21 protein-coding genes and 2 pseudogenes are annotated in these 19,459 nt (G+C 68.5%); 11 read left to right on the plus strand and 12 right to left on the minus strand.

Annotated elements, in window-relative coordinates; translation table 11 throughout:
- Positions 1-40: 40 nt before the first annotated feature.
- Complete coding sequence (locus ACFWAR_RS00695) at positions 41-412, plus strand: hypothetical protein (protein WP_385772077.1); 372 nt, start codon at positions 41-43, stop codon at positions 410-412.
- 105 nt (positions 413-517) lie between these two features.
- Here ACFWAR_RS00695 and ACFWAR_RS00700 read toward each other — a convergent pair whose 3' ends face one another.
- On the minus strand, positions 518-640 hold the full coding sequence (locus ACFWAR_RS00700; RefSeq protein WP_385772078.1) for a hypothetical protein: 123 nt from the start codon (positions 638-640) through the stop codon (positions 518-520).
- A gap of 256 nt (positions 641-896) precedes the next feature.
- On the opposite strand from ACFWAR_RS00700, the gene ACFWAR_RS00705 reads away from it, so the two are divergent.
- The 3 genes and pseudogenes from ACFWAR_RS00705 (at position 897) to ACFWAR_RS00715 (ending at position 2,606) form a co-directional block, all read left to right on the plus strand.
- The gene (locus tag ACFWAR_RS00705) at positions 897-1,469 is read left to right on the plus strand and encodes a uridine kinase (protein WP_385772079.1); all 573 of its coding nucleotides are present in this window, start codon (positions 897-899) and stop codon (positions 1,467-1,469) included.
- A gap of 328 nt (positions 1,470-1,797) precedes the next feature.
- A pseudogene (locus tag ACFWAR_RS00710) lies at positions 1,798-2,001 on the plus strand (transposase family protein); the annotation flags it as partial.
- Positions 2,002-2,168: 167 nt separating this feature from the next.
- Positions 2,169-2,606: a hypothetical protein gene (locus ACFWAR_RS00715; RefSeq protein WP_385772178.1), complete on the plus strand. Its 438-nt coding sequence runs from the start codon at positions 2,169-2,171 to the stop codon at positions 2,604-2,606.
- 744 nt (positions 2,607-3,350) lie between these two features.
- On the opposite strand, the gene ACFWAR_RS00720 is transcribed toward ACFWAR_RS00715, so the two are convergent.
- Positions 3,351-3,692 (minus strand): hypothetical protein, encoded by a 342-nt coding sequence (locus ACFWAR_RS00720; protein ID WP_385772080.1) that lies wholly within the window; start codon positions 3,690-3,692, stop codon positions 3,351-3,353.
- A gap of 301 nt (positions 3,693-3,993) precedes the next feature.
- Here ACFWAR_RS00720 and ACFWAR_RS00725 point away from each other — a divergent pair, with 301 nt between their 5' ends.
- On the plus strand, positions 3,994-5,178 hold the full coding sequence (locus tag ACFWAR_RS00725; RefSeq protein ID WP_385772081.1) for a ParA family protein: 1,185 nt from the start codon (positions 3,994-3,996) through the stop codon (positions 5,176-5,178).
- Positions 5,175-6,197, plus strand: a complete 1,023-nt coding sequence (locus tag ACFWAR_RS00730; RefSeq protein ID WP_385772082.1) for a ParB/RepB/Spo0J family partition protein — start codon at positions 5,175-5,177, stop codon at positions 6,195-6,197. Before ACFWAR_RS00725 ends, ACFWAR_RS00730 begins: the two co-directional genes overlap by 4 nt.
- Positions 6,198-6,699: 502 nt before the next feature.
- Here ACFWAR_RS00730 and ACFWAR_RS00735 read toward each other — a convergent pair.
- Together ACFWAR_RS00735 and ACFWAR_RS00740 are read right to left on the minus strand one after the other, a co-directional pair.
- Complete coding sequence (locus ACFWAR_RS00735) at positions 6,700-7,515, minus strand: hypothetical protein (protein ID WP_385772083.1); 816 nt, start codon at positions 7,513-7,515, stop codon at positions 6,700-6,702.
- Positions 7,516-7,851: 336 nt separating this feature from the next.
- On the minus strand, positions 7,852-8,490 hold the full coding sequence (locus tag ACFWAR_RS00740) for a hypothetical protein (protein WP_385772084.1): 639 nt from the start codon (positions 8,488-8,490) through the stop codon (positions 7,852-7,854).
- A 723-nt stretch (positions 8,491-9,213) separates the two neighbouring features.
- Here ACFWAR_RS00740 and ACFWAR_RS00745 point away from each other — a divergent pair.
- From ACFWAR_RS00745 to ACFWAR_RS00755, 3 genes are all read left to right on the plus strand, one after another.
- Complete coding sequence (locus ACFWAR_RS00745) at positions 9,214-9,579, plus strand: hypothetical protein (RefSeq protein ID WP_385772085.1); 366 nt, start codon at positions 9,214-9,216, stop codon at positions 9,577-9,579.
- A 659-nt stretch (positions 9,580-10,238) separates the two neighbouring features.
- A complete protein-coding gene (locus tag ACFWAR_RS00750) occupies positions 10,239-10,889 on the plus strand; it encodes a DUF402 domain-containing protein (protein WP_385772086.1) in 651 nt (216 codons plus the stop codon).
- Between the two features lie 84 nt (positions 10,890-10,973).
- The gene (locus ACFWAR_RS00755; RefSeq protein WP_385772087.1) at positions 10,974-11,234 is read left to right on the plus strand and encodes a hypothetical protein; all 261 of its coding nucleotides are present in this window, start codon (positions 10,974-10,976) and stop codon (positions 11,232-11,234) included.
- 244 nt (positions 11,235-11,478) lie between these two features.
- Here ACFWAR_RS00755 and ACFWAR_RS00760 read toward each other — a convergent pair whose 3' ends face one another.
- Both ACFWAR_RS00760 and ACFWAR_RS00765 read right to left on the minus strand, forming a co-directional pair.
- Entirely contained in the window at positions 11,479-12,066 is a 588-nt protein-coding gene (locus tag ACFWAR_RS00760; RefSeq protein WP_385772088.1) for a hypothetical protein, read from the minus strand.
- Positions 12,063-12,722 (minus strand): DUF6207 family protein, encoded by a 660-nt coding sequence (locus ACFWAR_RS00765; RefSeq protein WP_385772089.1) that lies wholly within the window; start codon positions 12,720-12,722, stop codon positions 12,063-12,065. The genes ACFWAR_RS00760 and ACFWAR_RS00765 overlap by 4 nt, the downstream gene beginning before the upstream one ends.
- A gap of 201 nt (positions 12,723-12,923) precedes the next feature.
- Between ACFWAR_RS00765 and ACFWAR_RS00770 the strand changes: the two are divergent.
- Together ACFWAR_RS00770 and ACFWAR_RS00775 are read left to right on the plus strand one after the other, a co-directional pair.
- Positions 12,924-14,022, plus strand: a pseudogene (locus ACFWAR_RS00770) (transposase).
- A gap of 52 nt (positions 14,023-14,074) precedes the next feature.
- Positions 14,075-14,569, plus strand: coding sequence for a hypothetical protein (locus tag ACFWAR_RS00775; RefSeq protein ID WP_385772090.1), 495 nt, complete (start codon positions 14,075-14,077; stop codon positions 14,567-14,569).
- A gap of 455 nt (positions 14,570-15,024) precedes the next feature.
- Here the strand turns inward: ACFWAR_RS00775 and ACFWAR_RS00780 are convergent, their stop codons facing one another.
- The 6 genes from ACFWAR_RS00780 to ACFWAR_RS00805 form a co-directional block, all read right to left on the minus strand.
- The gene (locus tag ACFWAR_RS00780) at positions 15,025-15,384 is read right to left on the minus strand and encodes a DUF6233 domain-containing protein (RefSeq protein ID WP_385772091.1); all 360 of its coding nucleotides are present in this window, start codon (positions 15,382-15,384) and stop codon (positions 15,025-15,027) included.
- Between the two features lie 1,049 nt (positions 15,385-16,433).
- Positions 16,434-16,907: a hypothetical protein gene (locus ACFWAR_RS00785; RefSeq protein WP_385772092.1), complete on the minus strand. Its 474-nt coding sequence runs from the start codon at positions 16,905-16,907 to the stop codon at positions 16,434-16,436.
- A 373-nt stretch (positions 16,908-17,280) separates the two neighbouring features.
- On the minus strand, positions 17,281-17,685 hold the full coding sequence (locus ACFWAR_RS00790; RefSeq protein ID WP_385772093.1) for a hypothetical protein: 405 nt from the start codon (positions 17,683-17,685) through the stop codon (positions 17,281-17,283).
- Positions 17,686-18,143: 458 nt separating this feature from the next.
- Positions 18,144-18,749, minus strand: a complete 606-nt coding sequence (locus ACFWAR_RS00795; RefSeq protein WP_385772094.1) for an aldo/keto reductase — start codon at positions 18,747-18,749, stop codon at positions 18,144-18,146.
- A 29-nt stretch (positions 18,750-18,778) separates the two neighbouring features.
- Positions 18,779-19,123, minus strand: a complete 345-nt coding sequence (locus ACFWAR_RS00800) for a hypothetical protein (RefSeq protein ID WP_385772095.1) — start codon at positions 19,121-19,123, stop codon at positions 18,779-18,781.
- 67 nt (positions 19,124-19,190) lie between these two features.
- Entirely contained in the window at positions 19,191-19,439 is a 249-nt protein-coding gene (locus tag ACFWAR_RS00805; RefSeq protein ID WP_385772096.1) for a JmjC domain-containing protein, read from the minus strand.
- Positions 19,440-19,459: the final 20 nt, after the last annotated feature.

Below are 19,459 nucleotides of genomic sequence, written 5' to 3' on the forward strand. Positions count from 1 at the left end.
CACCTTCAACGGCCTTGTCTGGCCTGGATACGGTGACGGCATGACGGCAATCCTGCGGCACCCCCGACCCGGATTCCTGTGGGATTGGTGGGCAGTGGACGCTCACGGCTTCCTCGTGCAGTTCAGTGGCGGGCCTGCTCCTGAGCATCTACTGGTGCATGTGGATCGTGTCGACGCTGCGGCTGCGTGGGCCGAGGAGAACCGTCCGGCATGGTTCAACGGTGCTCCCCCATCGCTTCACGCCTTCAGCTGCAATGGCGAGCTGCCGGTCTACACCCGCAACAGCGTCCCGGACTCCCCGTTGCGGCTGTCCGACGCCCCGGCAGCCATCGCAGACGCTGCGGCCCTGGTTGAACTGCACAAGGCAGTGAGAGACACCTGGACGGTGTACCTCGATGAGGGATGGGTCTAGGCACCCGGCCGCAGTCACCTGGCTGACCAGATGAAGATGGCGGCGATGTTGAGTCCGGCGAGGTACAGGGGTGGCGGTCTTGTCATAGCGGGTGGCCAGGCCGCATCACTGCTTGATCCTGTTGATGCACCGCTCGACGGTGTTGCGCTGCTTGTACGCCTCGCGGTCGAAGGTCGGCGGACGGCCACCGAGCCGGCCGAGTTGCTTAGGCGATGTTTCTCGGATCATGTGCGGAGCCAGATGATCCGAGAAGCATCGCCTAGCCCTCCCGGCCCCAGCTCGTAGATGGCCTCGAGCATCAACTCACCCGGCTGGGCTACGGGTTCACCGGGGAAACGATCCCGCCCCCGCTGGTGCTGAGGGCAGCCGCCTACAAAAAGCGGCGGCCGCTCGCAGGTAGCGCGGGCCGGACACTGAGGTCGAGGTGGCCCTCGCCGAATCGGCTGCCTCAGCTGTTCCAACCATGAATTGAGACACTGCACACGTGACCCAGTACCTACCGCGAATCTTGCTCATCGGCGGAGGTGCGGGCTCCGGCAAGACTGCCCTCGCCTACACGCTGGCCGCCACCATGTCCGGAGCCGCCCTGGTCCACCTGGATTCCTGTTTTCACCGCAACCCCGGCCTGTCCCCGAGCGTTCCCCGCCTCGACGGGAAACCGGGCCGACTGGTCGACTTCAGCGACCCACGATCCCTCGACCACGCCCGGATCGAACGCGCGCTCGCCGAGCACGCCACCAGCCCCCTCGTGATCGTGGAGGGCACCTTCGCGCTCGCGCTGCCCCAGCTCACCGCCCTCGCCACGCTGACCGTGTACGTCGACACCCCTGCCGACATTCGCGTCGTCCGCAAAACCCTCCGGAAACTGCAGGAGGGTCTGGACCCGGCCCCCGGCCTCCTCGGATACGACGCCAGTCACCGTTCGTACACCCGCCACGTCGCCCCCACCCGGGAAAGCGCGGACCTCGTCCTCGAGGGCACCCGCACCACCGCCGAGCTCGCAGCCGAGGTCCAGGCCCACCTGCCCGAGTCGTGCCGCAAGACCGCGGCCCCATAGCCGGCCTGTCGTACAGGAGTGGATACGGGAGCCACCGACGGAAGGATGAAGGCGGCCCGGCGGTACTGCCCCCGATCGAAGCGGGCACCGGGCCTGACCCGCACACGCCATATCGGTGCGGGCTGCGTTCGACCCTAGGTCCTGTTGGAGAGGGCTGGCGAACTGGCCCTGACGTCAGCACCGCTGTACACGGCGGGCGCGCCCTCAACTCAGTGAGCTTTTTTCAACCTGACGGTGGGGCTGTGGTGATGGTCGGCTGTACGAAACGACGAAGCTCCTGGTAGATGGGTTCTCGACCAAGATCACCCGTGTCCGCCACGAGCTTCGCGTGCTGGTCTACCCGTCGTCGATCGATTTGTCCAGCAGTACCCTGCGGTACCTGACCGAGCAACTCGCAGTTCGGCAAAGGGAGATCGGTACCCGGTGGTGACGACTGCCCGTCGGCCGTCGGGCCCTGCTCGCCCTGGCCCGCCTTCGGTGTGGTGACACCTACGCCGAGCTCGCCGCCGGGTTCGGGATCGGCATCGCGACCGTCAGTCCTGGGTTGCCCGCCCGACTGCCCCAACCCAGAGCGCAACCGCTACCTGATCTACGTCGCCCACCTCGCCACGGCGTACCGGTCCGCACCACCCTCACCGACACCGTGACCGCGGCCCTCGCCCTGGTCTCCGCCGCCCACCCCGAGCAGGAGAGCCGCCGATGATCTGCCGCCTGTTCCGACGCCGCGCCACCGTGCCTGGCACCGTCCTCGCCCCCGCGGACCAGACCGTCGTCGACGCGTTCCGCGCGATGCTCGCCGCCCTGCGCACCCCCCAACCCTGGACCCCCGGCTGCGCCCAGGACGTCGCCGTCCGGGTCGGTGCCCACATCGAACGTGCACACATCCGGCCGGGCGACGACCACGGACCTGACGTGATCGCCATCGCTCTGGTCCACCCCGACACCCCGCACGCCGCGGCCTACGCCCAGCGCTACACCCGTAGGGGCTGGCTCCGCTGCGAGACCGCCACGATCCTCGGCCTCTGGCAGCCGGCTTACACCGCGCTTTCCCACGCTGCCGCGGGCCTCGACCTTCCCGACGATGCCGGCATGTCCCCCGGCCCACTATGGCGGCGGCGTCGAAGCGCGGCGGGCTGACGGATCCGGCTTCACTGTGCTCCGCCTCGGCCCGTACACCCAGACCCGGCTCGCCTCGCGCGACGCCGACCGCCTCAACACCGAGCTGCAAGTCCGAGCGGCCACGGTCGTACCCGGGTCTACCGTCACCGCGACGAGTGCGCCGTTCAGTTTGAAGAGCGTGAGAACTTCAGCAACCCGGACCAGACCGGAGGCATCGAGCTCCTGGCCGCCGCCCTGATCGGGGCGGCGGCATGAGGCGTTTGGACGTGGTGAGGCCAGATCGCGGCCGCCATCCGGAGACCGACCGGGAGACGGGGGCCGCTCTTTGCGTTCCGAGTCCCCCGCTGCTGCGGCTGATGACTCTGCTCTCAGGGGCAGCGTCTTGGGGCTGGTCCGCCTTCAGATCACCAGAACAGCAGCCTGGCTCTCGCCACATCAGCGCAGGGCGTTCGTGAGCCATGTCCAGCTGACGGCCGGACAGGGGCTCTGCTCCACAAGCACTGTCGGTACGGGGAGCTGAGGCTCCGCCTTCGGCGATCCATTGGAGGCGAGGGCGGGGATGCGCAGAGTGCGCGTGCCCGGTCCGTTGGGGGGCAAGGCGGCGAGGCGCGCAGTAGTGGGTGTCTGGGATGGTCTGTGGCTGGTGGGCAAGGGGCAGCGAGACCGGTTGTCCCGTCCCACCGAACCTTGACCGATCTCACTGAACTTTGACCGGTAGTCCCGCTGGTCCGCGCAGACCCGCGGAGGCCGGCGAGCGCTGCGCTACTGCCGCTCGCCAGCGAACTCGTCGAGAAGCTCGAACAGAACCTTGATCGCGTGCTCATCATCCTCAGGCGCAAGGTTCCAGGAGTCGTCCCAGCCGTCGGGGAGGGCGATGTGAAGGACCTGGCCGGGCCAGGCGTGGTTACAGTCCCGTCCGCGGCGGTCGACGAGCCACTCGCTCCAGTTGGCGAGCCCGTCTCCGCCGTGGCGCATGGCGTGCTGGTCGTACCCCATCAGGAACGCCGTCAGGTTGTTGAAGGAGGCCTTGCCGACGAACATGCCTGGGCGTTTGCCGACGAAGGCGAAGTACTCGCGTTCACTCATCTCCGAGAGCGGTTTCATGTGCCCACCTTGCCAGTTCTGGCTGGAGGTCTCGCCGGTGGGCCGACTACGGCCTCGACGCTGCGCAGTAGCGGCACCGATCAAAGTTCAGTGAGATCGGTCGAGGTTCGGTGAGACGGGACACCGGTTGAGGTGCGATGGGGCAGGGCCGGGGTATGCGAGTTGGGGGTGCTAACGGCGTTAGCACCCCCAGGTTCAGTGCTTGCGGCGTTAGCACTGGAGTAGCAACTGCCGTGGAAAGTTAGCAAAACGCGCTTATTGGATCACTGATATCGCATATCGCGGCAGTATGTTGCCGTCTATGTCATCTCCGAACTCGGGAGCTGAGAGGGAGAAGCTCGCCTCGAAGCTGCCCGCTCACCTCCAGCAGGCACTCAAGGTCCGTGCAGCGCAGCTCCAGACCGATATGCAGGATGCGGTCGCCGCGGGCATCCAGGCCTGGCGCGACTGCCCGGACGAGCTCCCCGCGGCCAACACCGCCGGAGCCGACTCCTTCGGCACCTACCTCCCCGAAGGCCTCTACGAGGACTTCAAGACCGACTGCCGCGAGCGCGGAGTCTCCTACATCCAGGGCCTGGCACAGTCAGTCGTCCTCTGGCTGGCCGACCACCCCGCCGAGGCACAGAAGACCACTCGGCGGATCATCGTCTGCAACCAGAAGGGCGGCGTCGGCAAGACCGCTGTCTCCGCCGGCCTCGCCGAGGCCCTTGCGGAGGACCCGTCCGCCATCGGCGCCGCGGCCTCTGCCGCGATCGGCGGGCTGAAGGTCCTCCTCGTGGACTACGACCCCCAGGGCCACCTCACCCACCAGCTGGGCCTCACCGCGATCCCCGCCGGTGAGGAAAGCCTCATCACGCACATGCTCCACCGCGAGCAGGCGAAGCAGACCCTGCTCGACCTGACCGTCGCCATAAGCGGAGACCGCTTCGGCGGCCGTCTGCGGATCCTGCCCGCCGCGTTCGACGCGTTCCTCCTCGACTCTGGCCTCACCGTCTTCCGCGGCCCGCGCGAAGCCGCACTCGAACGGGCACTGGCCCCCCTCGAAGAGCACTTCGACGTCATCGTCGTCGACTCCCCTCCCAGCCTGGGGCTGGCCATGGACGCCGCCCTCAACTACGGCCGCCAGCGCGACGGAGAGCGGCCCGGTTCCTCGGGCCTCGTCATCCCGGTCGAAGCCGAGGACACCTCCGCCCAGGCGTACGGGATGCTCATCCAGCAGATCGATTCCCTTTCCCGGGACTTCGACATCGAGATCGAGCAGCTCGGCCTCGTCGTCAACAAATTCGACAGCCGCCGCGGCTACATCGCGACCTCCTCCCTCGACAAATGGAAGTCACTGGGCACTCCCCCGGTCCTCGCCGTCGTCCCCGACGTCAAGGAGCAGCGCGAGGCCGTCCGCAAGCAGCGACCGCTCCTGGATTACGCACCCGACTGCGAGCAGTCGCATCAGATGCGGCAGATCGCCCGCGGGGTGAAGAGCGTATGAGCAAGGCAGACAGGCTGGGGGACTCCCCCACCTTCAACGCGGTCGCCCAGCCCATGAGCAGCCGCGCGGCTTCCTTCGCGCGGTTCGCGGGCCAGGACACTTCGGCTGCGGAGCAGCTTGCAGCCACCCCGGCCGGGACGCTGCGCGTCCCGCTGGAGGCTCTTGCGCACAACCCCTACAACCCGCGCGAGGAACTCAAATCGGTCGAGGACCTCGCGGACAGCCTTGCCTCCCGGGGCGTCATCCAGCCCCTCGCGGCCGTCACACGCCAGGCCTTCCTCGCCGCCCACCCCGGGCAGCAGGAACAGATTGGCCAGGCGGAGTACGTGGTCGTCGACGGCAACCGGCGTCTGGCCGCAGCGAACCTCGCCGGGCTCGACGAGGTTCCCGTCCACGTCGACGACTCCCTCGCGCAGGACGCCGACACCCTCCTGGAAACCGCCCTCATCGCGGCAGTGCAGCACGAGAACCTCGACCCTCTCGACGAAGCGAAGGCCCTCCAGCGGCTCGTCGTAGTTCACGGATCGCAACGAGCCGTCGCGCGTGCCCTGGGCAAGTCCAGCCCCTGGGTCACCCAGCGCATTGCCCTGCTCAAGCTCACTCCCGAACTGCAGGAGGCCGTCGAGGACCGGACCCTGCCCGTGGAGATCGCACGGAACGTGGGTCAACTTCCGGCGCAGCAGCAGCAGAGTGCCGCTGAGGAAGCCTTGGCCAAGCGTGCAGTGTCCAAGCGGCGCAAGTCGAGCGTCCAGGGTGCTAACGCCGTTAGCACCCAGACTTCGCCTCCCGGTGCTAACGCCGTTAGCACCGGGCACTCCACTCCGGGTGCCGACTCCAGCACCGCTCCGCTCTCCCCACACGCCGAGACCCCGTCGATCAGTGAGGCACCCCAGGCAGGCGCTCCCCACATGCCGTGGAACGACGGTCTCAAGGTGGCCGACATCATTCTCGAGAAGATGTCCAGTGCACAGCGTGAGCTTCTCCTGGAGCGGCTCCTGGCCGCGCACGGTGAGCAGTAGCTCTACCGTTGGCACATGAAGGCGCCCGCCGGATCCCCCGGCGGGCGCCGCCACGTTCTTGGCCGGGGTGCTAACGGCGTTAGCACCGGAACAGCTGGGGGAGTCGAAGGCAGGAGCTGCCACCGAGGGTTGACCGTTCTCATCCCATCGAGGCGGCTACTCGGCGATCCCAGTCGTTCGGCCTTCCATCAGTGAACCCAGCCGTACGGCTGACCGCGCTGGGGGAGCTGGTGGCCGTACCGGCTGGGGCGGATCTCGCAGAACCGTACGTCGAGCTGTCGTACGTGGACGCCGTACGTCAGCGGCAGCGCCGGCCCTGCTGGACTGTGTGACGGCTCGCCCTACTCACTGCTCCGCCACTAAGTCCGCTCGCGCTGCCCTCAGCGCGTCGCCGCGAAATGGCATGCTCGACCCGCTTGGCCCGTGTGATCTCGCAACTCGCGTCACAGGGCTCATCACTCGTCCTCGTCGCAGAGGTCGTAGGGCGGGATGGTCCATCGCATCACTGTCGTCCCCGTCTCGTCAGCTTCGAGCGTGACCGGATAGACCTGGCCGGCGTCCCGCTCGCCGCGGTGCCGAATCGAGTGGTCGCCCTGGTCCCATTCAATGCCGAGCACCCGGCAACCGCCGACGTCGATCGCACCGACATGGAGCGGATGGTGCCACCCGGCCCGCTGGAAGCGGTGGAAATCGGTGTGCTTGTCGACCGAGACATGAGGCCCTTGCCGTGGAGGCGGTCCCGCCAGGCGGCGAGTTCGGCCGCACGTGCCGCCGCCTCAGCCACCGGGAGGTCCAGCCACCCATGCGGTCCGTCGACGCCGTGCTGCGCGATCCGCTCACCACCGAACCGCGCATGTGCGTCGTCCGCGTACAGGCCCCAGTAGAAGACATCGGCGAGCCCGTCCGCCGGCTCGGCGTCCATTCCCGTCCACGCGTCCAGCCCCGCGGCATCGCCGACAACCATGCCGCACCGGTCGACGGGCAGGTCCCCGAGTCGGACCGGTGCCGCCCGGTCCGCGGTCTTAGGCCACGAAAGACCAAGACTGATCTCCAGGGTCGCGATCGTCGGTTCCTTGCCGAACGGAGACGGCGAAGTGCGCGCCCGCACCATCAAGGGCCGGTCGTCCTCTGCCGGAACCGCGACCGCCTCGCACAACCACTGCTGAAGATGGCCTCCTCCCCTCGCCGCAACCGTCCTGGCACGCTCGGACAAGGGCTGCCCCAGGTCCCGCCACTGGTCGATCCACCCAGCCATGCCGAGGACCAGCGCACCCGACGGCGCATTGACTTCCCCCAGTTCGACGAAGATCTCAGACATGCGCCGATTGTGCCTTCCCAGTACGACAATCGTTCGGACTGGACCCGCCCTGCGAGAAGGCGCAAGTCTGTGACAACAGGGCCTCCTGGCAAACACGTTGGCGTGGGCTCCTACCGAGCTACGAAAGACCCTGCGCCTCATGCCCGAAACCCATCGCGATCACCCGAACGAGATCCCCTTCGACCGACACCACTCCCGATCGGAACGACAGCAGCCACTGATCCGCAGGGGCTCCGGTGGGACCCCATGACCGTGACGAGTTCCTTGAGCGGGCCTGCGGTGCGCTGCGAGCTGATCCGGTCGACGAGGCCGGGCTATCAGCAACCGCCCCCTGCGTCAGCGAACCCAACTGTCGAGGCCGACCAGTCGTGTCTCTCGCCTCAGGACGTCGAGCGCTGCCCGAAGCCCTTCCACAGCCGATCGGAATGCCTGCGTGGTCTCCGGCCCCAGTGTCGGAGACGGCGGGGTCTCCCAAGTGCCGTCGCCGACAGCTGCCGCGAACCGCTGCCAGGCGCTCTCGTACAAACTCGTGCACCGTGTGAGCTCGGCAGCACACTGGTGCCAGGCACCTCCGATCGCTCCGCCTTTGGTGCACGCCAGGAGATAGTTGACCTCCTCGCAGACAGTGATCATCTCCCCGGTCAGGGCTCGCCGCTGTGAGCCGCTGAAGCGGTGATTCAGAACCTCGATGAACAACTGGTCGGGATACACGTAGGGGAGGTGCCGGGCCGGAGCCTGCGGCAGGCCCGGTATCGGGCCGAGCATCAGGGGCCGGTCGGGATCACTCAGCTCGTCGAGCCTTGCCGTGATCCGCTCCACCGACACCGCAGCATTGCTGAGATGCGCGGCCTGCTCGGACCGCCTGGCCGGTTCGACGCTGTGGATCATGCTCACCTCGCCGACGATGCGGCCGAGTGCGTTCACCAAAGCCCGGGCCCAGAAGTCGGGGTCATTCATGTACTCGTCGTCGGTCACGGCCCCATCATGCCGGGCAGAGCCTGCCGAGCTCACCCGGTCGCAGCCGCTCGCCAGGCGGCGTCGGGGGTCCCGGCCTTGATGGCCAGGTCCTTCGTGAGCTGCAGGGAGATCGACACGGCGCGCGGGAGAACATCCGGGAGTCGGCCCTGGACGGGCTCGACACCTCGGCCCGCAAGGGCAAGCACGACGGCCGGCCTCCGGTCATCACCGATGACATGCTCCATACCGTCCTGCGGCGCCGCGCGGGCGGTGAGCAGATTCAGCTCGATTTGATCGTCCCCACCGGCTGGCGCAAGGGGCCGGAATCCGAGCCTGTCCAGCGTCTACCGGGCCGTGGCCGAGCACGAGAAACGGGCAGGCGTACCCGGAGGCCTTCGACGCCGGCACACGCCGACTTCGCCGCCCTCCAGAGCGTCGGGAGCATCCCGGGCCGGACAGCGGGGAGCCTGAGACCAGGGCCTGACCCAAGGCCGGGAAGAAGAGTGGGACGACGCGGTCGACAGCACGAAAGACTGCGGCACCAGGGTTTCCTGACGCTCTGATGGATGCGGCACCCACGAGCTGTTCGGGAGGCCCTGACCTCATGCCCAGACCAGGGGAAGATCACCCGGCCGGGCAACCACACTCGAACTCACGCCCACCATGATCGGTAGAACAACGGCTGCTCAGGCGATCTGGTCCGCCGGCGCTTCTGCCAGTGCTGGATGGCAGGCTTCGCGCATGAGTTATGACCTTGCTGTCTGGGAAGGCGAGCGGCCTTCAGATGACGCTGCTGCGGGCCGGTGCTTCACCGATCTGTACGACGAGTACATCGCCGCGGACGGGCCCGGTGTTGCTCCGACCGAGCAAATCGCAGCCTATGTCGCCGTACTGTTGGGACGATGGCCGGATCTCACCGAGGACGAGGACGAGGACGACAACTCGCCGTGGTCGACTGGTCCGCTTCTCGGAGAGGCCAGTGGCCCCCTGATCTACTTCCCGATGCGCTGGAGCATGGCGGAGGAGGCATCCGCCTACGCGGCCGAGATGGCTTCATCTATGGGCCTCAACTGCTATGACCCGCAGGCACAGTGCCTCCGGCCGTGATGATCGCGGGGGAGCGGTCGAGTCCACCCGTGCTGTTCGTCTTCGCCCCGGCCCCCACGCCGCACACCACGACCCGGTCGGCCGCCTCGTGCCGTTCGCGCGACCGGAGGCGCTGCTGGCCCTCACCGATCCGCACGACACCTACTGCACAGCACGGGTGGAGCTGTCCGGAGCCGAGACCATAGGCCGGCTCCACGACTCCTCCACGCGCTCGCCCGCGGCGTCGCCATGGAACTGTCCATCCCGGCCCGGGACCGGGCCCGGGACTGCCGTGGAGGTCCACCTCAGCAAGCGGCATGCACTCCCTTCTCACCATGCTCACTTCGATGGCCTCACCCGGCCCCTGTGCCACGCCGTCGCCACCATCGCGGCCCGCACCACGCCTGGGTGCGACCGGTGCTTCCAGTGCGAGAGGACCGGGCTTGCCCGCCCGGTGTGGGAGACGCCGCCTGGGCAGGCTTGACCGGCGGGCAAGCCTGGGCAAGCCTGGCCGCGCTGCTGGGCAAGCCCGAGTGGCTGGGCAAACCCCAGGGGAGCCCGGGCAGGCTGCCCCGCACGGGGGCTTGCCCGCCCCGGCCGCGTGCGCTCAGGGTGGTGCCCGTCCTGCCGGGTGTTCCGGCCGGGCCGCAACGAGAGGGGAACCGTTGGAGACTTTCGGGGTGGGGGAGACGGTGGTGCGGCGCGACGTGCACCGCTCCGGGCGGGTGTGGAGCGAGCATGCGCTGCGCGTGATCGCTGACACCGGCGAGGCGTTGGTGACCGCCTGCGCGCCCGGCGCCCAGACGCTGTGGCCGGCCCTGTACGCCAAGGCCCGCGTCGACGGAGACCGGTCGGTGCGCACGGAGGCGTTCGACGCGATGGCGACGGGGGAGTGGCGGCTCGCCCCCGGGGTGTGGCAGGAGACGGAGCTCCTGCTGTGGAAACCAGCGACGGCGTGGTTCAGCATCAACGCCTTCTTCACCGCGGCCGGACTGAGGAACTGGTACGTCAACTTCGAGCGCCCCACCCGCCGCACCCGGGCCGGATTCGACACGTTCGACCTGACCGTCGACCTCGTCATCGACCCCGATCTGAGCACGTGGACGTGGAAGGACGAAGACGAGTACGTCCACGTGAGGCGCCTGGGCATCGTCACCGACATCGAGCACCAAGCCGTGGAGCTCGCCCGCGCCCAGGTCCTTACGATGCTCGAGGACCGGGCGGGGCCGTTCGCGGACGCTGACCGGTGGGCGTCCTGGCGCTGGGAGCAGGCCTGGCCCGTGCCGCGCATATCGGGGAGTGGTGGCGAGCCGCTGGGACTGGGCACTTGAACACCACGTCGGCGGGACACGCCGCCTCCGGCGGAAGCGGGACCCGCTTCATGCTGGCGCGATGTATGAGATGAACCCGGCTGGTTGACCGACGAGATGCGTCAGGCCGCGGACAGCATCCGGTGCCAGGGACTCCGGACAGACCTGCGTACGCCGGCCGCCCAGACCCTGCTCTACATCGAGAACATGGCCGGCGGCGTGAGCGACGGTCAGCCGCTGCACCTGCCCAGCAGCCGTTCCGCCGGCACCCGGATCGACTGGACCGGTCCCGCGGGGGAGGAGTGGTTCGAGCTGACCGAGGCGGTGCTGACGGACGGCACCTACGCGGCGGAGCGGGCGGAGTAGAGAGGGGCCCGGCGGCGGCAGCATCGGCCGGACGTTGGCACGCCGCCGGGGGCATCCAGTCTCCCTTACTCCTCCGGATTGTCGGGGTCGCCCTCGATCCCGACCGGGCCGTCATGCTCAGCGCGGGCCAGTCCTCGGCGTCCAGGGAGGATGTCACCCCTGACCCACTCGGCTCGCCCAGCGCAGCTCGACGACTGACACCGCCGATCTCAAGGGGGTCACCATGACCGGGCCCGCCCAACTGTTACTGGGGGCGCTCGGAGTCCGGGGAGAGGTATGCGACCTCGGCATCGCGAACGCGCTGCTGCTCCCGGCTGATGCGCGTCTTCTGGACGCCGGCGTGTACGAGCCCCACGACGATGACGCAGAACGCGATCGCGAGACCGGCGTTGAAAGCCTGCTCCCTCTCCAGCCGCTGCTCGTCGAAGGAGATGGAGAGCACCCACACCATCAACAGCAGGAAGGCGCCCGTGCACCACAGGATGCCGATGGTGGCAGGACGCCACATGCGCCGCTCGACCGGTAGCCCAAGGCCGGTGCGCATCGCCCGGGTCGCGGCGTCGGCACGGCGGACGGACACGTGCGTGGCGATCATGCTCGCCGCAGCACCTCCCAGCAGGACCGTGACCAGGCTGATGGTGACGGCCGGCGCCACGCCGAGGGGATGAAGCGTCAACGCCATCGAAAAGGCCAGCGTAAGAAGCGTCACGGACAGGGCACCCCACTTCGCCGGCCACAACTGGTCGGCACCCTGGCGCCACCTCCTCCAGCACCGCCAGGCGACCCCGGCCGTGACGGCCCAGAGGATCGTGTAGAGAGCCACTGCCTTCACGGACTTGCTCTCTCCCCTGTGGCGTACGTCGGATCCCCTACGGTCCAACACCCTGCGGCACAGCCGCAAGAGCGCCGGCTCGAAGCGGCCGTGCCGCCACTGCTGGAGGAGGAGCACGCGCCGGACCGCCCTGGCGCAGCCTCTTCCACCGCCACAGCTGACCGCGGCGCCCGCCGGGCAAGCCACCCCGTCAGAGGCGGCTTGCCCAGGCTTTCGGCTACGGGCTCCCGCGTCCCGGGCGCAGGACGTCGGCGTAGACCCGCGCCCGGACACCGGGCTCGCCGGGATCTCTGCGCACCGAGCCGATACCCCGAGGTCGCCCAGCGCTCTTCGAGCGCGGCCGCGACGGCTCGGACGGTGTCCTCGTCCCCGCCGGTGATGTCCGGCACCACCAGGCCGGGCTCCGCGATGTGCTGCTCGTCGATCGGTTTCATGCACCTTTCGACAGCATGACGACGCCGGGCGGTTCGCCGGCGGTGACGGAGCCACCCGTACGAGGGAGGAGACAGTGGTTCAGGTCCGTGCCGTCCAGCGCACTTTGGCAAGCCTCCCCGGCCGCGGAGACCGGCGCCGAGCCCTGCCCCCGCAGGAGGATTGCATCGGAGGTGGGACCCCCCAAACTTGGCGATCTTCCATTCGTACAGGTCAGGGGCCATGGGCAAGCCTTCTCCCGAAAACGACACCTCTATTTCGTTAGTAATTAGAGGTTCTGGATCTCTGATGGGCCCGGGGCGGCGTGTTCTGCCCCCCCACAGGCCCGTCGGGTTCGGGATCCTCGATGGATGAACTGCCGCACGGTGACGCGTCTTCTCCGTGTGCTCGCCTTCGAGAACGGCGCCGGAAAAGGGGCGGGATCCATGGACGTGTTCTGCGGGATCGACTGGGCGGAGGGACACCACGACGTCGCGCTCGTGGACGACACCGGCAAGCTGCTGGCCAAGTGCCGGATCAACGACGACCTGGACGGCTACCGACTGCTGCTGGACCTCCTGGCCGAGCACGGTGACACCGCCGAGACGCCGATCCCGGTGGCCATCGAGACCAGCCGCGGTCTGTTGGTCCCAACGCTGAGGCAAGGCCTTCGGAAGATCTACGCGGTCAACCCGATGGCTGCCTCCCGCTACCGCGACCGCCACGGAGTCAGCCGCGAGAAGTCCGACCCCGGCGACGCCCTGGTCCTCGCGAACATCAGCCGCACGGACGCGCCGATGCACCGCACTTGGCCCGCCGACACCGACCTGGCCCAGCCCGTCGCTGTCCTGGCCCGGGCGCAGCTGGACGCGGTCTGGAACCGGCAGCAGGTCGCCAATCAGCTGCGGTCCCTCCTCAGGGAGTACTTCCCGGCGATGATCGAGGCATTCAAGGACGAGCCGGGAACCCTGACCCGCCCATATGCCTGCCGCATCCTCGCCGTCGCACCCACGCCTGCCCTGGCCGCCAAGCTGCAGATGTGGAAGCTGACGGCCATGCTCCGGTGAGCCGGCCGCCGCCGAGGTATCGAAACGGACGCCGAACGAACCCAGCAGCTCTTCCGCGAGGGGGCCCCTCGGCAGCTGCCCCTAGTCGAGGACGCCATGGGCAAGCAGGCACGGGCCCTGCTGCTGCAACTGGACGCGAACTGCGAGGCGGTCGATGACCTGGCGCGTGCCACCGAGGAGGCATTTCGCTGGCACCCGGACGCGGCGATCATGCTGAGCTTCCCTGGGATCGGCCCCAGTTCGGTGCCCGCATTCTGGGCGAGATCGGCGACGACAGGAGCCGGTTTGCCACGGCCGGAGGGCTGAAGGCGTACCATTACCGGCGCCGCCGGGCAGGAGGGGACTGGCACATGCAAGCCCTGCGGCACTTGTTCAACCGGATGCTCGGCCAGCTCCACCACTGCTGGCACGCGTCCCATTCGATGAAGCAATCGCTTTCCCATCAGAGACCCAGCCAGCAGCGACAGCTACTGCGTGATGAGGATGGCCCTGTCTCACCGCTCCCGCCCGACGGGCGGCAGGATGTGCGGATGGCGAAGAGCGAGATAGAACTACTGGCACTGCTGCGCGAGCTTGATGACCCGGAGCGGTTGGAACGGCCTCTGCACTACGACCGCGCGGCGACCGGCCTCAAGTTCGGCGGGCTGGTGCGTCGGCTCGAAGCGGACTTCGGTGTCTCGTGCGAGTCCGAGCGGGACACCCAGGACTCCAGCGAGTACGGGCGCGTCCACGTGCCTGCGGACGCGACGGTCTGCGGGACGCGGATCGTGGTCTGCGTGAGCAAGTTCGGCTCCCTCGCAGAGGTTTGCGCCGACAATCCGGGGGCCTTCCTCGGCACGGCCGAGGCCCACGAGGAGGGGGCGCTGGACCTCGGCGACCTCGCCACCGTGGAGCGGGCGTTGGCCGACCTCGGCTACGTGAGTGTCCCCGAGGAACTGTTGGAGAGCGACTACGAGGGCCCCAGCGGGCTGGAGCACTTCGCGGCACGGCCCACCTGGTGGACACGGTTCTTCGGCCCCTGGTGACCCACCCGCCCGGCCTCCACGCTCAGCTGGCCTCTGGGCGCTGGCTGAGGCCCGGCGCGGACCTTCGGCAAGATCTGTAAAGGGAAGGCCTCACACCCCGCGGCCTGACGGGTTACCGCATGAGGTGTCTTTCACCGCGATAGCCGAGGGAAGAGGTCCACTCGTATTGCGGCCGGCAGCCGGCGACTTCGCGCGCGTGCCGCACCCCTGGACCCTGGTCCGCGGTGCCGTCGAGCCTTCGCCCTGTTCTTCGGGATTCCGCCGTGTGTGGGTCATCGTGTGCGGGATGGTCGTGGTGCGCCTCGCTGAGGAGGTCGACCACCTGCTGGCGCAGCTGACCGAGGTACTTGACCGGTTCGTGGATGATGAGCCGGCCGGGGCGTTGAAGGCCGCGGGTCGGCTGGAGATGCTCGCGCAGAGCATCGGCTACGACGCCGGCCCGTCCCAGGGGTGTTCTACGGCTGGCCCCAGTCGGCACCGGCGCCGTCCCCTGTGAAGAGGGCGGTGTCGGGGCGGCAGTGGATGCAGGCGGGGACGCCGCGGGCGAGGAGTTCGCGTAGTTGCTCGGCGGAGGCGGGCACGCAGCGTTTTCCGGTGGCCCAGCAGTCCCCGACGTGGACTTGGGTGGGCGGGCGCCCTACGCCTGTCCCGTGCTCGACCAGCCACGCGGGCGGCTCCGGCGGCGTCCTGCGATGTGCCGTCGCGGCTTCCTCCTGCTCGGCGGCCAGGAGCGCGCGCTCCGCGCGGGTGAGCTCGGTGCGGAGGTAGGTGACGAGGGTGCGGAGCCGGGCGGCGTCCGGCGGCAGCTCGGACATCACCACTCCTGGACCACCATCTGACGTGCGCTTCTACAGCTCACGCACAACGTCGAGGCGCCCACTCCGTACCGGCAGCAGGGGGAGTGGCAGGCCGTGCACGGGCCGGTCCGGCTGGGTGCCCAGGTGACGGGCTGGGGTCTGGCGGAGGCGGTGGTGCTCACGGGGTGCTCCTCGGCGGTGCGGACTACCTCCCTCCATTAGATCGTACGTTCGAATATCTTGCCTAGGCTGTGTGCCACCCACGTCCGCCCCGCGGTGGTCTGGGTGCGCTGGTCGATCTCGCGGCACGTCGACGCGCCCCACCCCGATGGACCTAGCCCAACGCCGAGCCCCTGTCGGCCTCATAGCGGATCTGCCGGACGGCGGGCAGCCGGGTCCGCGGGCCGCGGACGCCTGTTCCCTGCCGGCCGTGGCGCTCTCCCGCAAGGCCAGCAGGGGGGGGGGGGGGGCGGGGCCGATGCCGCAGGCGTTCGTGGAGGCGGTGATGACGTCCTTGGCCGGGATGGTCTTCCCGGAGGCGGCGCGTTGCAGAACGGCTGGCTCACGGTGCTCTGGCTGGGGGAGTCGAGGAGGCTTCGGACGACCTCCCGGATGAGCCTGCCGCTGCTCAAGCGGCCGAAGATCGCCCTGGCGACGCCCGCGCCGGCGACAGCCGAGTGGCGCCGGAGATATGCCATCCGTGCAGGATGCGAGGCCACGGTCTCCGAAACCGTCGTAGCGCGAGTCACCGTGGCCCCTGGAGCCCAGGTCCAGATGTGGGATTACTGGGGCGGCGCAAACCAGAGGTTCTCGTTCCCTGCTCTGGGGCAAACTCTCAAAAATGGGTTGGTGGCATGTCGATTCCCACTTCGATCCCCTCTATATTCCACGCGACATCCGGGCTATGTCTCGATGTGGACAATCGGGGAACTGTAAACGGCACGTCAGTCATCTTGTGGTAATGCACCGCAAGTATCAATCAGAAGTGGCGTACGTCTTAAAAGTAAGGTATTCACCCTCTCGCCGAAACTGCCCCGGCTGCGGCGAGCCGGGGCAGTTTCGGTTAGTTATTCACTGAACTGAATGACATATTCTTCGAGACCTTCCTTTGGATGCACCCGGCCTGCCAGTTCGTCATGGCGTTCTTTCGCGTCATCGCCTCCCTTGCGCCAAACGCTCAGCACGTATTCCGTGTCTCGTCCCAGAGGGAAGGTCGCGTACGGGCCGTTGATAGTAAAAAGCGACGCATCCCCACTGGTACTTCTGTATCGCTCGCGGCCCACGAGCTCGAATTCGGAGGCGGGAGATTCGGGGGCGGTTTCCCACACTTCGATTGTCACCAGGGCGACATGAGTCCCTACCAGGCTCACGAAACGGATGGCCCCAGGTGAAACCCTCACGGGCGCAGAATCCATATCGAGATCCGTCCAGGCCTGCAGTGAACTCAAATCTCCGCCCACAGGTGCGGTCTCATTGATCCCAAAAATCATACGGTCGATGGGCAAATGGATTGTCTCGCGGTATACGACATCGTCCGGCATGTTCCGATCTTAATCATGTGGAACGTCGCGAAGTATGGGCTCTCTAAGATTTGGGTCGCGCCGAGTGGTGAAGTGCGCACTGGTGAAGGTAGACAGCCTTCGACCGGGTGAAGCGATTCGGTCGCTTCTATCAGTGTTGGGTCTAAGGACGAAGGATGGGACGGCAGCAGCCGCCGCAAGCACGCCAAAGCCGCACAGGTCACCGCGGATTGCTGCTCAACCAGCAGTGGCCGAGGCGGTCGTCACCAAATGCCAAAGACGGGGCGGGAGTTGACGCACGCGGGCCCCAGCGCGGAGGGGTGCGCTGAGGCTCGTATGGAGGCGCCGATCAGGCGGTCGGATGGGCGGGGGCGGGGACGCGGAGGCTGTTCACCTACAGCATCGCGGGGTCGTAGCCGACGGGGACGGCTCCCCAGCGCTCCCAGTCCAGGATGACGAGGGGGTCGTGGGTGAGGTTGGCCCACTGGAGGTCTGCGTGTCCGGTGACGCGTTCGGAGATGGCCGGGGCGGGGATCCCCAGGAACTCGGGGAAGACCCGGTCGGCCCAGGACTGGCGGATGGTCTCGCGGGGCGGTTCGGCGGTGCTGAGGGCGTCCAGGCTCTCCCACCGGGGCGTCCACCAGGAGTCCGGCAGGCACGGATCCTCGGTGAGGTCGGGCGTTTCCGGCGAGATGACGGGCTGGGTGATGTAGTCGATCAGCTCCGCTTCGAAGACGTACTCGCCACCGTCCCAGCGGTACAGGTCGTGGAGGTGTGGGCGGGACACCTTGTCGGACACCCGTTCCTCGGCGAGGGCGATCTCCTCGTTCCGGGTGGCGGGGGTCTTGGCCGCCTCGCCGCAGTGGACGCGGAGCCGGTGGCCGCCTGCCGTGCGGCTGCCGATGGTGCGGCCGAGCCAACCCCAGGCCGTGCCCCCGTCGTCGTGGTGGACAGGCGGGCAGCGGCGTGGGTCAGGGCGTCCTCCATGCGCGCCCCGGTGGTCTCATCCTTGGGCGAGTACATCGGTGACCTTCCTGAGGTGGCCCGGATCGAGCGGGGCGGCGACGGTGGCCTCTGCGGCGGCCCAGTGGGGGGCGGTGCCAGCAGACAGCAGTACCACGTCCAGGCTCGGGCAGGAGGCCGCAGCGAGGAGAGAGGCGGTGGCCGGCGAGGCCCCCGGGCGGATGAACTCGGCGAGTTCAGGCGTGACGAGGCCGGGCAGCTCGCCGCCGTGCAGAAGCGAGGAGCCGAAGGTGATCAGGCCCCCCGCGCGGGCCAGGACGGGCGGGCCCTGCCATCGAGGGAAAGGGCGATCGGCCTTGCCATGGCGAAACCGACCGGCTGTTGGACGGCCCGCAGATGATGTTCACCCGAACCAGCGGCCTCGATGGCCAGTCCCAGGAGTTCGGACACGGAGAAGGCGTCATGCTGAAACCCCGACCAGGTGGCCACGCCGTACCCGCCGATCCCGCCCGCGTCAGCGAACTCCTCCAGGACCGCGACCACATCACCCAGTGCCGGATGAAGCTCCGTGGGACAGAGACCGGCGTGCTCCGGGTTGTGGACGAACACGAGTTCGATCCGGCCGATAGCGGCCAGGGACCTCTCCGTCTGCCAGCGGACGAAGCCGGGATCGAGGCTGTGTCCGGCCCGGACCCGGGCGGCGGTGAGGACCCTGGATCGAAGAGCAGCCGTGCCCTCATCCGGGGTGAAGAAGCCTGTCTTCGTCGCCACCATGGCGCGCGGGTGGTCGGCGATGACGGGGCCGAGCGCCTGGTGGGCACTGCCGTAGTTGGGGGCGGTGTCGATCCAAACGAGCCCGTCGGCACACGCGATGCGGGCCGCCTGTTCGACAGCGCGCACCCGGTACGTTCCCGGTCCCAGGGGGGCGGTCACGAGGAGCCCCCGACCACGGCGACGGCTTGACCGGCGACCAGCGCGGGGACGACCTCCGCCACCTGGACGAGGATGAGACCGGACTCGGCGGCCAAGTCCGCGAGGGTGGCCGGTGGTCCACCAGCGAGGAGGCGAAGGACCGGGGCGACGGGGAGGGCGAAGGTCCACTCGTTCCCCGCCCCCGCGAAGGTCACGGCCTGGTCGTCCTGGTCGATCCGGGCACGAGGCGCCGTGGCCCGGACAGTGATGCCCGGTTCGGCATGAACGGCGGTGAGGTGTGGCAGCGACAAGCGCGGGCGCCCGGGGTGCGTCGCGTCCAGTGACGTTTCCCAACGGTCCATAACCGCAGCGTCGTCCAGGGCGGCCAGTACGTCCTTCCCTACGGCTGCCAGGTAGTCCGCCCGCTCCTTAGGGGTTAGGGGCGCCGAAACGAGATACGTCCGCCCGGACGATCACGCTCGCCCGGAGGTCGTCGCGAAGCCAGCCCAGGAACTCGGCACCGGTCTGAGTGGCGAGTCCGAAGGTGAGGCGCAGCGCGGCGGTGCCCTGGTCTGCGCTCACGGCGTGCCACCAACCGCGCGGCAGATAGAGCACGTCGCCAGGCGTCAGGACGGTGTCCGCGACCGGGCCGCCCGTTGGGACCTCCGGAGTTTCCACGTCGCGCCAGGCGGGGGCCG

Source organism: Streptomyces sp. NPDC059917 (genome assembly GCF_042730635.1).
Taxonomy (GTDB): Bacteria; Actinomycetota; Actinomycetes; order Streptomycetales; family Streptomycetaceae; genus Streptomyces.